The organism is Entomomonas sp. E2T0, from assembly GCF_025985425.1.
GTDB lineage: Bacteria > Pseudomonadota > Gammaproteobacteria > Pseudomonadales > Pseudomonadaceae > Entomomonas.
In genome coordinates, this window is sequence record NZ_CP094972.1 from 2,688,392 (window position 1) to 2,701,825 (window position 13,434).

Genomic DNA, 13,434 nt, shown 5'->3' on the forward strand with positions numbered 1-13,434 from the left:
TAATACATAAGGGATTTTTTGCAACTAACCTCTCATTATTTTAGCTGCTGCAACCATATTAACCAATGCCGCCTCTGTTTCGACCCAACCTCGAGTTTTTAAACCACAGTCAGGATTAACCCATAATTGCTCTGCTGGAATTAATTCTACTGCTTTTTTTAGTAATGCTACCATTTCATCACTACTAGGTACTCGTGGTGAATGAATATCATAGACACCTGGACCAATCTCATTTGGATAATTAAATGCTTTAAAGGCATCTAATAACTCCATTTGGGAGCGTGATGTTTCAATTGTAATCACATCCGCATCCATGGCAGCAATAGACTCAATCACATCATTAAACTCACTGTAGCACATATGGGTATGTATCTGGGTTTCATCTTTAACACCAGCAGAACATAATTTAAAAGCATTTACTGCCCAATCTAAATAATGTTGCCATGCTGCTCGACGAAGTGGTAGTCCTTCACGAAAAGCAGCCTCATCAATCTGAATAACCTTAATACCTGCTGACTCTAAATCCACCACTTCATCACGAATAGCTAATGCTAATTGATTGGCCTGTACTTCACGAGAAACGTCCTCACGAGGGAAAGACCACATAAGCATAGTGACAGGTCCTGTTAACATTCCTTTCATAACTTTATTAGTTTTACTTTGCGCATAACTAATCCAATCCACTGTCATTGCTTTAGGACGCGATAAGTCGCCATAAATAATGGCTGGTTTCACACAGCGTGAACCATAACTTTGTACCCAACCAAAGCGTGTAAATAAATAGCCATCTAATTGCTCAGCAAAATACTCAACCATATCATTACGTTCTGGCTCACCATGAACTAGCACATCCAAACCAATCTTTTCTTGGAAAGCTATCACCTGGTCAATTTCTGACTGCATTAATTTTGTATAAGTTTGCTCATTAATACGACCTTGTTTAAAGTCACTTCGTGCAGTACGAATTTCTTTAGTTTGTGGAAAAGAACCAATCGTCGTCGTTGGAAAAATAGGTAACTGTAAACGCTTATGCTGTAACTGAATACGTGCTGAGAATGATGATAAACGTTGACTATCATGCGCTGTTATTGCTGATAATCTATTTTGTACAGCTGATTTATGGATACGTGAAGATTCGGCACGGCTTTCTTGTATACGTTTACTTTCAGTTAAGGCTTTTATTACTTCATCAGCTTCTGGCTGATTGATTGCTTTAGTTAAAATAGCAACTTCTTGACACTTCTGAACAGCAAAAGCTAACCAACTTTTTAATTCATCATCTAGCTTATCTTCACGATTTAAATCAACTGGGCTATGCAATAAAGAACATGAAGGAGCTACCCATAAACGGTCTCCTAAACGGTCAGCCGCTTGCTTTAATATCACCACAATCTTTTCTAAATCAGCACGCCAAACATTACGACCATTAACCACACCTAATGATAAAACTTTATAGGCAGGCACACGGTCAAGAATACTTGGAAATTGCTCAGGGGCACGGACTAAGTCAACATGTAATCCATCCACAGGTAATGAAGCAGCTAAACCAACATTATCTTCCAAACCAGAAAAATAAGTAGCTATTAATTTTTTAGTAGGTTCACGTTGCAATAGATTATAGGCACGCTCAAAAGCTGCTTTCCACTCTTGTGGTAAATCTAAACCTAAAATAGGTTCATCAATTTGTACCCACTCTACCCCTTGCTCCGCTAGCTTCTTAAATACTTCACCATACAATGGTAATAATCTTTCAAGTAAATCTAGTTTATTAAAGGTAGCTTCTTTCTCTTTACCTAACCAAAGATAAGTTAATGGGCCAATAATAACAGGCTTAATGGCATAGCCTAAAGCTTTAGCCTCTGTTACTTCATCAAATAATTGGTTCCAAGATAGTTTAAACTGTTGGTTTTTAGTAAATTCAGGCACTAAATAATGATAATTAGTATCAAACCATTTAGTCATTTCTTGTGCTTGAGTGCCAGAGCTACAACCACAAGAAGTTTTAGCAACACCACGCGCCATAGCAAATAAGGTATCTAACGTTACCTTGCCTTCTTTATTTTGATGACGCTCTGGAATGACACCAAACATTAATGAATGGGTAAGTACTTGATCATACCATGCAAAATCTCCTACAGGCAGTAATTCGATACCTGCTTGTTGCTGTATTTTCCAATGTGCAGCTCGTAACTCTTTACCTACCTGCTGTAAAGCTGCTTCACTGATGTCTCCTTTCCAATAGGCTTCCAAAGCTTTTTTTAATTCTCGATCACGACCAATTCGTGGAAAACCTAAGTTATGTGCCAATGCCATATAAATCAAACTCCTCTTTATAGATGGAGTCCATTGTCATAAATCAGCAAACATGAAACAAACTCAAATTATTAAAGATCATCTTTAGTTTTATTCACTTTGATAAGTAATGTTAGCCTTATGCCGTATTTATTTTTATTCTAAAAAACGTCATTATACACAGTTATTAGCTATTTATAGCAGCAAAAAAGCAACATCATTAGAGGTACTTATGAATCTGCCATTAATTATTAATTTGGCTGTCTTTATTATTTTATTGGTTGTACTAGACCAGACTCGACGTACCCAGTGGTCATTAGCTAAAAAAGTATTGGCGGGCCTATTATTAGGTATTCTATATGGTACTGGGCTACATTTACTGTATGGAGAAGCCTCCTCCTATATCATTATTAATCAAACAATCTCATGGATTAATATTGTAGGTAATGGCTATGTTCAGCTCTTACAAATGATAATCATGCCGTTAGTATTTGCTTGTATTCTCAGTGCTGTCGCTAATTTACATAATGCCTCTTCACTAGGAAAAATTAGTTTTCTTACTATTGGTACATTATTATTTACAACGCTGATTGCAGCGTTAGTAGGTGTTTTTGTAACTTACTTATTTGGCTTAAATGCAGAAGGTCTTATACAGGGTGCACAAGAAACTACTCGGCTAAACCAACTACAAACTCATTATCAAGGCCAGTTAGCCAATTTAACAACCCCTAACCTTATTTTATCCTTTCTACCTACTAATCCTTTTGCTGATCTGACAGGAGTACGCCCTACCTCTATTATTGGCGTTGTTATTTTTGCAATATTTCTTGGTTTAGCCGCCATAAAATTACTTAAAGATGACCAAGAGAAAGGTGCAAAAGTTATTAGTGCTATCGCTATATTACAAGCATGGGTAATGAAATTAGTGCGTATTATAATGTTATTAACACCCTATGGTGTTATGGCCCTCATGGCCAAAGTAGTGGCTAATGCTAACTATCAGGATATTATAAAATTAGGTAGTTTTGTTATAGCCTCTTATCTAGGGCTATTAATTATGTTCACCATTCATGCTATTTTACTTTCTTTAACGGGTATTAATCCGTTACGCTTCTTTAAAAAAGTATGGCCTGTACTATCTTTTGCATTTATTAGCCGTTCTAGTGCAGCCAGTATTCCATTAAATGTTGAAGCACAGACACAACGTATTGGTGTACCAGAATCTATCGCTAGTTTTTCAGCCTCTTTTGGAGCAACTATCGGCCAAAATGGTTGTGCAGGTTTATACCCTGCAATGTTAGCTGTTATGGTAGCTCCTACTGTTGGTATTAATCCTTTTGATCCAATGTGGATAGCAACACTAGTAGGTGTGGTAACTTTAAGCTCCATCGGTGTAGCTGGTGTTGGTGGTGGAGCAACCTTTGCCTCACTCATTGTATTACCCACAATGGGATTACCTGTCACCTTAGTAGCCTTACTTATTTCTATCGAACCTTTGATAGATATGGGACGTACTGCCTTAAATGTTAATGGTTCAATGACTGCTGGCACTATTACCAGCCAACTACTTAGAAAAACCAATAAAAAACGATTTGATAGTGAAGATCAAGAGGTATTAACAGCACAGTAAATGAATAAAGGAGGCTCAAGCCTCCTTTTTATATTGCTAATCTTAATTGAATATTAACGGTTCTTCCCAACAATTAAATATATAGTATATATTAATAGCATATGTTGTTGAGACAAGATTAATGAAGGATCAATATATGCCTACTTTACTAAAGTATTTGTTATGTTCAGTTATTGTTATTTGTACAGGATGTGCATCCTCTTATGTTACTCCGGGTGAACCTGCCAACTTTGCCGATATTAATCGTGAAGATATAGCAGAAATAGTTTCTCGTAAACCATCACCAAACTTCCCTGCTCGTATTGCAGTAATACGTATTCAAGCACCTAATTATGTTTCCTATACAGAAGAGGGACAAAGATATGGTGGCTTTTCTATTATCCCTGCCCATGAGCTAACGATAGATAATACCTTACAAAAAATTCAACAATGGCCACAAGTGACTACGGTCGTACCTGTAAGCTCATTACTTATCCCTGCCGATGCAAAATCTATTGATGATTTACGATTAGCTGCTGCAAAATTACAAGCAGATGTGCTAATGATTTACACAATCGATACAAAATTTTATATCAATAACCATTTTCATTCTTCCTTCTCCATGCTTTCCTTAGGTATGATGCCTGATAGAAACGCTAATGTAACAGCTACCGCCACAGCTATTTTTACTGATGTACGTACAGGCTTTACTTATGGCACAGCCGATGCAACGGCTAAAGCAACAGGGCTTACTAGTGCTTGGTCATCCGATGCTACTGTTGATAAAAAACGTGTTGAAGCAGAACAATTGGCTTTTAATGACCTTGTAAAAGCAGCCGACCAAACATGGCAAGGTATTGTAGAACAATATGCTGTAAAAAAATAACAAATTATATTAGATAGAAAGGTAATATAAAATCTTATTACCTTTCTACAAGCTACTTATAGCTTTTTAGCAGCTTCCCACAGTGTTTCTGGCACTTGCTGATAATGATTAATTATTCTAGCTGCTACAAAAAACAAGTCTGAAATTCTATTTAAATAAGCAAGTAACTCTTTTCTTAATGGTTCTTCCTTATGTAGGCTTTGTAAACTTCTTTCAGCTGTTCTTGCTTGACTTCGACAAACATGAGTTTGTGAAGCAGCTACTGAACCTGTTGGTAAAATAAAATCTTTCAATGGTTTTAATTGTTCATTCCAACCATCAATTAGACTTTCAAGATATTTAATATGATCTTCGCTAATAGCCTGATACTCAGGCATAGCCAACTCACCGCCTACATCAAACAATCTATGTAAACAAGGCGTTAATTGATCTATTATCTGTTGCAAACTAGATGTATCGTTTTTTCTTTCTGATAAATAAGAGAGTAATAGACCTAATTGACTATTAAGCATATCTACTTCACCTATCGCTTGAATACGAAGATGATCTTTTGGTACTCTTTCACCTGTGGCAAGACTAGTAAGTCCTTGGTCACCTTGTCTAGTATAAATTTTAGTTAATCTATTCATAATATTATTCTTTTATTAAAGGATTATTTAAAGGCAAACATATAGTAAAACAAGTACCTTGGCCTAGTTTCGATTTAAGAGAAAGCTCACCCTTGTGGTTATTAGTAATAATAAAATAAGAAACAAATAGACCTAACCCTGTTCCTTTTCCTATTTCTTTTGTAGTAAAAAAAGGTTCAAAAATACGTTTTGCAGTAATTTCATTCATGCCAACTCCATTATCTTCTATTTCAATAACAGCCCACTGTTGTTGACGATAAAGCCGTATTTGAATTAATCCTTGAGTAGTAGGGTTAACTCGCATAAAGATAGCCTGTGCAGCATTTTTTAATAAATTTAATAACACCTGTTCAAGTTCATTAATAACGATTGCTACTGGTTTCAAACTTTCATCCAATTCGAGTTTAATTTCTATATCTTTATAATCTGTGGACTCACCTAAATGAAAGTCTGCCTCTGCAATTTCTAAAGTTTGTTGAATAACCTCAACTAAACTAGTCCTAACTAATTGCCTTTTACTGCGGCGACTAAAAGATAACATATGAGTCACAATTTTAGAGGCTCTACTTCCTGCCTGATAAATACCATCTAATAAATTGGGAATTTCCCTCAACATTAAATAATAATTTATGCCCTCTAAAGACACATCAGCATCTTGAGCAACTTCTTTGTTCTTCTCTAACGTGGGTGATAAGCGTCGACGAATATTCTGCACATTATGTAAAATAGCACCTAGCGGATTGTTAATTTCATGTGCCATACCTGCTGCCAAACCACCTACAGATAGCATTTTTTCAGATTGCACCATTAACTCTTGTAAATTTAGACGCTCTGTCACATCATCAATTCGAATCACGCCACCATATACATTATCACCTGCTAGCGGATAAAAGGTTAAAGCATAATGACAAATTTTACCCTCTTGCATCCAAGAAACTCGCTCCACCTTTTCTATTTGGTTAAGCTCAACACAACGCTTTAATTGTTCTGCATAAGGCCTTAAATGGGGAAAAGCTAGAAAAATAGGCTGATCTACTGCATCCTCAAGCATAGAACCCGATAAATTAGTAGCCTCTTGATTCCACTGGGTAACATATAACTCACCATCAACTGCAATTAATGCTGAAGGCATCGAATTAATAATATTATTTAAATAATGCTGAAAACCTGTTAATTTTTTCTCTACTTTACTACGAACATCTACCTCTTTAACCAATTGCTCATTGGTTTCTCGCATTTCCGTTGCTAAATCCTCAGCTTCATCTCGTGCTGATTTCAACAACTGCTCCCTTGCCTCAATGCGACTGAGCATTGTATTAAAAGCAGTAGCTAGCTGACCTATTTCATCTCGACTATGTGGAATCACACGCAATGCATAATTTTCTTCACGGGTTACACGTAGCGCCAATGTTTCTAGCTCTTGAATAGGTATTGTAATATGACGTTTTACCTGTTTAGACAAAAGTAACCACAACAAAATACTAAGGAATAAAATACCTAAGCTTGCAGTAATAATTCCTGTATAAAATGCCACTGGCAAATTATTGTTGGCCAATAATACTAAACGCCCTAGTTCACCATTTTCACCCTCCAAATCTGTTGAGTAACTTGTACCAAACTGTAACATCATCCAATTATCTAAGTCAGACACATTTGCAGGAAAGGCGGGCGAATTTTTATAAGGAAACTTTGTTAGCAAAATGCCATCTGCACTATAAATGGCAGCACCTCTTAAAGGCATATAATCTACCATTTGTCCTAATGCTTCATTTGCGGTTTCTTGAGAGTTTAATAATTGGCTACTTAAGGCAGGCGTTGCATATAAATTACCTAAGGTTCTTAATCCTTGAGGAGCTATACTTTGTTGAGTAATCCAATAACTTGCCGTAATAAATGCTAAATTAGAAATAATAATAACGGTAATTAATAGCACAAATAATGCTGTCATTAATTTGCGACTAACAGGAAGATTTTTTAAAAACTTATGTAGCTTATTTAAAATCACAAAGTTTAACCTGTATAAGATAAAATTTTAGTACGGGATATAGTGACGTAATAATGCCGTAGCTGCAATACTAATTATAACTGTTGGTAATAATGAAAAACGACTAGCCAATAGTAATGTAATGGCTAATGCTAATAAATTGGCAATATTAGTAGTAGCAAAAACAGGAGCAATTACAGCAATTAGAACACAGCCTGGAATTGCCTCTAATACCTTACTTAAGCGTGGATTAAGCACCTTATTATGCAGCAACAAATACCCTGTAATTCTTGTCAAATAAGTTACAGTAGCCATTGCTAAAATAGTTAAAAAAACAAAATAATCAATCATAATGCGCCATTAAAAAAGCAATGATAAGACCAGCAATAGCCCCACATAAAACATACCATGCACCTGGTAATATCAAATAACTTACTACAGCCACAATAAGGCTAACTAACCAAGGAATAGCAGCAATAATTCCTTTCCACATGCCTTTTAGCAGCACTAAAAACACAGCCACAAAAGCCATATCAAAACCATAATGAGTTACATCACCTATTAAAGGGCCAACCAATGCCCCTATTGTTGTAAAAATAACCCATGTAAGATAAAGTCCTAAACTTGCTCCAATATAATAGTGATAGTTAAATCGTTGACTAGTAGACTTCTTAGCTTCAGCAAAACTCATTGCCCAACTCTCATCACACATAAAAAACAGCGCCAATAACACTTTTCTTTTAGGTAATTCTTTTAAATAAGGCGTTAATGCTGCTCCCATCAAAATATGGCGACTATTTACTAATAACGTCATAAAAGCTATTAACAACAAATGAGGCGGAGAAGTCCATAAATTCACTGCTACAAACTCAGATCCTCCTGCAAAATTCATAGCTACCATTACGCCTATTTCACCTGTAACCATTCCTCTTTGTATAGCCTGAGCACCTAATACCAAAGAAAAAGGAATAAAACTAATCATAATAGGAATAGCTGCAACGAGTCCTCTTATGAACTCCTTACGTGTAGACAAAGAACAAGACACTATTTTACCTATAACTATTAAAAAATGGCCATTCTACGCTTTTATTAATTGGATAGAAATATAATGGTAAATATTAAAACTATTGATAAAAAGGATAATTTAAAAATAAACAAAAATATTTGCTTTTGAAAAAAAATAGCAGTATATTATTTTTCCCTTAATTGGGTCGTTAGCTCAGTTGGTAGAGCAGTTGACTCTTAATCAATTGGTCACAGGTTCGAACCCTGTACGACCCACCAACTGCTACTCTTGACTTTCACGGGATTGCCGTCCTGTGAAGTTAAATGAAAGATATACGTGCGCTCACAATTCACGTACTCTTTCAGAATATACCGCCTACAGAAATTTTGCAAGATATTTCTTGTAATTTTTTTTGTAGGCGTTGTTCTTTTCTCCTCTTTTATATCTAAATGATTATTTACAATACCCCACTACTCGTCTGTTATCTAAAGCCTGTTTGATCATTTTTATATCGGGTTCAACATATTCTAAAGTGGTTTTTATATTAGTATGTCCCATCAGTTCTTTGACTAAATGTAAATTACGATCAGGATCTTTCATTAGGTCTGTGCCTAATGTATGTCTAAATCGATGAGGGGTAATCCTACTACCAACTTTTTTAGAGATAAATTCAAACACATTGGATACTCTGTCTAAGGTCATTTCTTCTGTTAGATTTTTTCTTGCTTTTAATGTATAGCGATTAACATTAAAGAGTTGGTCACTTTGATTAAAACCTTTTATAGTAGCTCTTTGGATAATGTTTTCTAGCCAAGGCAATAAGCTATCACAGATAGGTACTTGGTATTCTCGATGAGTCTTGGAGCCTTCTAAGCGAATATGAAGCAGTTGACTTCTTAGGTCAACATCGCTTAGTCTTAAATGGATCAGTTGGTTTCTTCTAATACCTGTGTAGTAAAAGGTTTCAAAAACTGTTCGCCAAAACCATACAGGGTGCAGTTTACCAACAGGTTGTCCTTGTTCATCCTTTGCTTGGATTTCTTCAAAATATTGTCTTGTATTGACTATAGAGAATGCAGTCAATGTTTTTTTCTTTTTCTTAGGTACTGGAACAGAGAGTTCTAAAAAAGGATTTTTCTCATACTCTAATATGCCCTCCTTGATGGCATAATTAAAGATGGCTTTTAAATGTCTAACATAGCTATTCCAACTGGAAGCTTTTAGTCCTCTGTCTAGCTCTTCTCTTCTCCAATTGATAAGCAGTGTTTTTTCAAGGTTATAAATACTAAATGTTTGATGTTTTATAAGTAAACTTTGTAGCTTACTCATCATTTTACGATAAGTCCTTTTGGTTTCTGGTCTTAATATGTTATTAAATAAAAAATACTCAACAAGCGACTGACAAGTGAATGATGATATTTTGGATGAAAACGACATAATTTCACACTCTTATCTGTAAATTCTGTAATAACAGAATATATTTATTTTTTTCATCACCTAAAGTGATTTCGTTTTTTATAACATCACAATTGGAATGGTTTTAATAACAGTTATTTAGTCCATTCCTCCCTTATGACTAGAAACAAAACGTAACAAAATGTGACTTTTTGTTTCTGTAAATAATGTATCCAAAAATATTCATGTGCGTCAAATAATCTCAGATGAGGTATGAGACTAATAACCATTTATTAATTATTTATTTTAAACACACCATATTGAGGAAATATAAATAAATATTACTACATATTGTGTTTTATAGAGTTTTATTAAATTTTGAATAGAGTACTATAATGAGTTAGACTCATGATAGTATGAGTTATTTCCGCATTAATTTAAAAAACTTTTTAAAATATAAGAATATTTATCTAAAATATATTAGCTATTAGTATTACAAGCAATTAAACCTGACTAAATTTTCGTCCTTTCAATGTGTTACGAGTATCTAATATTTGCTTGATGGAGCTAATATCCGTTTCTATATATTCTAAGGTGGTTTTTAGGTTAGTATGCCCCATCAAATCTTTGACTAAATGCAGATTACGATCAGGGTCTTTCATCAGGTCTGTTCCTAGTGTATGTCTGAAACGATGTGGGGTGATTCTGCTGCTGAGTTCTATGGAAAGGGATTGAAAGACATTAGATACTCTGTCTAAGGTCATTTCTTTGGTTAGGTTTTTTCTAGCTTTTAAGGTATAGCGGTTAACATTAAAGAGTTGGTCATCTTTGTTAAACCCTTTGCGAACAGCTATTTGGATAATATTTTCTAGCCAAGGCAATAAGCTATCGCAGATAGGTACTTGGTATTCTCGATGAGTCTTTGAGCCTTCGAATCGTATGTTAATTAATTGGTTTCTTAGGTCTACGTCTCTGAGTCTCAAATGAATGAGTTGGTTACGTCTAATACCTGTATAATAGAAAGTTTCAAAGACTGTTCGCCAAAACCATACAGGATGTAGTTTGCCAACAGGTTGCCCTTGTTGATCCTTTGCTTGAGTCTCTTCTAAATATTCTCTAGCCAGTACGATTGAAAATTCAGTAATGGTTTTTTTCTTTTTTTTAGGTACTGGAACAGTGAGTTCTAAGAAGGGGTTTTTAGGATAATGGAGTAGGTTGTGTTCTATACCGTAGTTGAAGATGGCTTTTAGGTGCCTAATATAGGTGTTCCAACTCACATAGGCTAATCCTCGGTTAAGTTCTTTTCTTCGCCATGTAAGTAGTAGTTTAGGCTCAATGCTATGGATATCCATTCCTTGGTGTTCATTAAGGAGTGTTTGTAGTTTGTTGATAGCTTTACGATAGCTGCTGACTGTATCTTTTCGAATAATTCGGGAGAATAAAAATTCTTCAAGTAGTTCTTGGCAGGTATATATAACGGGTACCATTATCTAATTTCCTGATGTTTAATCATATAGCACATTAATTGCTTAAGTTATCTTGCTGTGTCTCTGTTTCAGTTTTTAAGGTTAAAAAGGGGTTGTCATGAGGTATAAATTCTTTGTAAAACGATTCTGAATTTAATAAATAGCCTTGAATGATTTTGCCCTTTTTACGTGGCCCTTTGACTTCGCATTGCCATATATTGAGTTCATCGGGTCGTTTTTTATGGAGTTTTTGTTGTTCAAACCCTCTTTGTACCCAACGCCATGTTTCCAGTTTGATCGATTTTGCTTTAAGTTGTTCTATTTCAGGGTGTTCGTGAGTAAATCGCTGAAAGATACCTGGTGAAACTATGAGGAGCTGTTGTTCGATTATGTGTAGTTTGGCGTTGCTGTCATTGATAGGTAGTTTATGATGTTCAATTTTAAATTGAAGCCAATTTACAAAGTGTTTACCTATTTCTTTGGGTGAAAGTTCTTGCTGTGCATTGATAATAAAGGCTGGTTGTGATTTTTCTGGGTTGTCTATTTTTTCTGTTATTTCAAACGATTGTTTATTTTTATTTACTACTTCTTTACATTCTGTATTATTGATTTCATCATTTATTTCTGATCTTTCTGGGGTTATATCATCATTAAATAGCGCAAGTATGTTATCTGTATCATCTTCAGTATTAAGTTCAAAGTTTTTGGTTTCTTTGACAGGTGACTGAGTAAGTATATTGCTTGGCGTATCTTCTAATAGGTTGACTGTGTTATCAGTATTATTGATTAGATTATGTTCTTGACCCGTGTCTAAATTTGTTTGCTTAACAGTTGGTTCAGCCAATAGGTTTATTTCTGGTTCATTGGTTGTTTTGGTTGGTTTATCTTCACTAAAAGCAATAGTTCCATCAAATACTGAAGGTGTTTGTTCTGTATTGTTCCAGATTAAGGTAGGCAATATTCTGATCAGAGAGAATTCTTGTTGCCAGTTGTTTGATTGATCGCTCACAGTGGCTTTCCATATAGCTTTTTCCTCTTCTGTGGCTTGGATAATGCCAAAGGATTGTAGTTCGTCAAATAGTTTGGTGTTGTTGCTAGGAATGCCTTCAAATCCATTGCTTAGTAGGTAGGCTCTTACTTTGTCAGCTACTGTTTTGCTCATTAACCACAAGCCTGTGTTGGTTAACCATGCATCACCTGGTGTTTTGTTGATGATCAATTCATTTTTAATCAAGTGTTGTAAGGCTGTAATCAGTTTTTTCTGAAGTGAGTTGTTAGGAGCTTGGATAGCTTTGTCAGGATTAGCTCCAATATTTTTAGCAGTAGAGATTTTGTCCGCTTTGTTAACAATTTCACCCAACACACCTGCCTGTTCATAACGCCCTGCTAGTAAGTTAAGTAGGTTGCTCCACAGTTCTGGATAGTTGGATAACCAGTTCATTATTTCTGGTGCAATGATTTTGTTGTAGAGTAGCCCTGCTGCTGCATCATGTAGATGGTAGTCGCGTCCTTTGATGTATTTAAAGCGATAGGGTTGTTTGATTGGTTCCATCCAAGGATGCCAGTGTGTTCCATCTTGTAGCTGTACATGTATATCGACAGCAATTTTACCTATATCGTGGAGTAGTCCTCCATAGGCGATAGCTGCTGTCCAAGCATCGGCTTGGACAGCTTGGTCTTCTGGTGGTGCTCCAGGTGGTAATAAGTAGCTTTGACGCAATCTTAGGGCATTGGCGATCAGTTCTAAACCATGATCTAGCATTCCACCTAAATAGGCATGGTGGTGGCTTTCAGAGGCAGGGAATTGTTGTACCAGTTGAGCATAGCGTTCTATAGGCAGTAGATAGATGGTGTAGAAGTTTTCTTTAGATAAGGAGGTATGCTGCCATATATGACTTAATATCGCTTGTCTTAGGTCTGTTTGCAGTAGTTCTTTTGCCGATAATGGCTGTAAATAACCCTGTTGCAAGTTATGTTTAACTTCACTGGGTATGGTCTTTTTATCCACCAACCCAAGTAGTGTTCGTAGTTTAATGAGCATGTATTTCTCCGACGAGCGCAGCGAGGTGGAGGATATTCCCTTTGGCCTTTTAATTAGTCCTTAAGCCTTTTTAGGGTAAGCCCCTTACCCCTTAATTACCCTTCCCTTTAGCCTTTTAGAAGCCTT

10 protein-coding genes and 1 tRNA gene are annotated in these 13,434 nt (G+C 35.7%); 3 read left to right on the forward strand and 8 right to left on the reverse strand.

From position 1 onward, the window contains the following. Nucleotides 1–24: 24 nt before the first annotated feature. A complete protein-coding gene (gene metE, locus MTZ49_RS12890; RefSeq protein WP_264745943.1) occupies nt 25–2,313 on the reverse strand; it encodes a 5-methyltetrahydropteroyltriglutamate--homocysteine S-methyltransferase in 2,289 nt (762 codons plus the stop codon). A 211-nt stretch (nt 2,314–2,524) separates the two neighbouring features. Between metE and MTZ49_RS12895 the strand changes: the two genes are divergently transcribed. Together MTZ49_RS12895 and MTZ49_RS12900 are read left to right on the forward strand one after the other, a co-directional pair. Beyond that, complete coding sequence (locus MTZ49_RS12895) at nt 2,525–3,922, forward strand: L-cystine transporter (RefSeq protein ID WP_264745944.1); 1,398 nt, start codon at nt 2,525–2,527, stop codon at nt 3,920–3,922. Nucleotides 3,923–4,058: 136 nt separating this feature from the next. Next, nucleotides 4,059–4,787 (forward strand): hypothetical protein, encoded by a 729-nt coding sequence (locus MTZ49_RS12900; RefSeq protein WP_264745945.1) that lies wholly within the window; start codon nt 4,059–4,061, stop codon nt 4,785–4,787. A gap of 56 nt (nt 4,788–4,843) precedes the next feature. On the opposite strand, the gene MTZ49_RS12905 is transcribed toward MTZ49_RS12900, so the two are convergent. The 4 genes from MTZ49_RS12905 to MTZ49_RS12920 all read right to left on the reverse strand — a co-directional run bounded on the left by MTZ49_RS12905 (nt 4,844) and on the right by MTZ49_RS12920 (nt 8,445). Further along, on the reverse strand, nt 4,844–5,416 hold the full coding sequence (locus MTZ49_RS12905) for a cob(I)yrinic acid a,c-diamide adenosyltransferase (RefSeq protein ID WP_413774152.1): 573 nt from the start codon (nt 5,414–5,416) through the stop codon (nt 4,844–4,846). Nucleotides 5,417–5,420: 4 nt separating this feature from the next. Further along, nucleotides 5,421–7,364, reverse strand: coding sequence for a HAMP domain-containing sensor histidine kinase (locus MTZ49_RS12910; RefSeq protein ID WP_264747889.1), 1,944 nt, complete (start codon nt 7,362–7,364; stop codon nt 5,421–5,423). 84 nt (nt 7,365–7,448) lie between these two features. Next, nucleotides 7,449–7,751 carry an AzlD family protein gene (locus MTZ49_RS12915; protein ID WP_264745946.1) on the reverse strand — a complete coding sequence of 101 codons (303 nt, stop codon included), beginning with the start codon at nt 7,749–7,751 and terminating at the stop codon, nt 7,449–7,451. After that, nucleotides 7,744–8,445, reverse strand: coding sequence for an AzlC family ABC transporter permease (locus MTZ49_RS12920; RefSeq protein WP_264745947.1), 702 nt, complete (start codon nt 8,443–8,445; stop codon nt 7,744–7,746). The genes MTZ49_RS12915 and MTZ49_RS12920 overlap by 8 nt, the downstream gene beginning before the upstream one ends. A 163-nt stretch (nt 8,446–8,608) precedes the next feature. On the opposite strand from MTZ49_RS12920, the gene MTZ49_RS12925 reads away from it, so the two are divergent. Continuing rightward, nucleotides 8,609–8,684, forward strand: a tRNA-Lys gene (locus MTZ49_RS12925). Nucleotides 8,685–8,859: 175 nt separating this feature from the next. Here MTZ49_RS12925 and MTZ49_RS12930 read toward each other — a convergent pair. The 3 genes from MTZ49_RS12930 to mobH form a co-directional block, all read right to left on the reverse strand. Further along, nucleotides 8,860–9,843, reverse strand: a complete 984-nt coding sequence (locus tag MTZ49_RS12930) for a tyrosine-type recombinase/integrase (protein ID WP_264745948.1) — start codon at nt 9,841–9,843, stop codon at nt 8,860–8,862. 461 nt (nt 9,844–10,304) lie between these two features. Further along, nucleotides 10,305–11,288 (reverse strand): tyrosine-type recombinase/integrase, encoded by a 984-nt coding sequence (locus MTZ49_RS12935; RefSeq protein ID WP_201095367.1) that lies wholly within the window; start codon nt 11,286–11,288, stop codon nt 10,305–10,307. Nucleotides 11,289–11,322: 34 nt separating this feature from the next. Beyond that, entirely contained in the window at nt 11,323–13,308 is a 1,986-nt protein-coding gene (gene mobH, locus MTZ49_RS12940) for a MobH family relaxase (RefSeq protein WP_201095365.1), read from the reverse strand. Nucleotides 13,309–13,434: the final 126 nt, after the last annotated feature.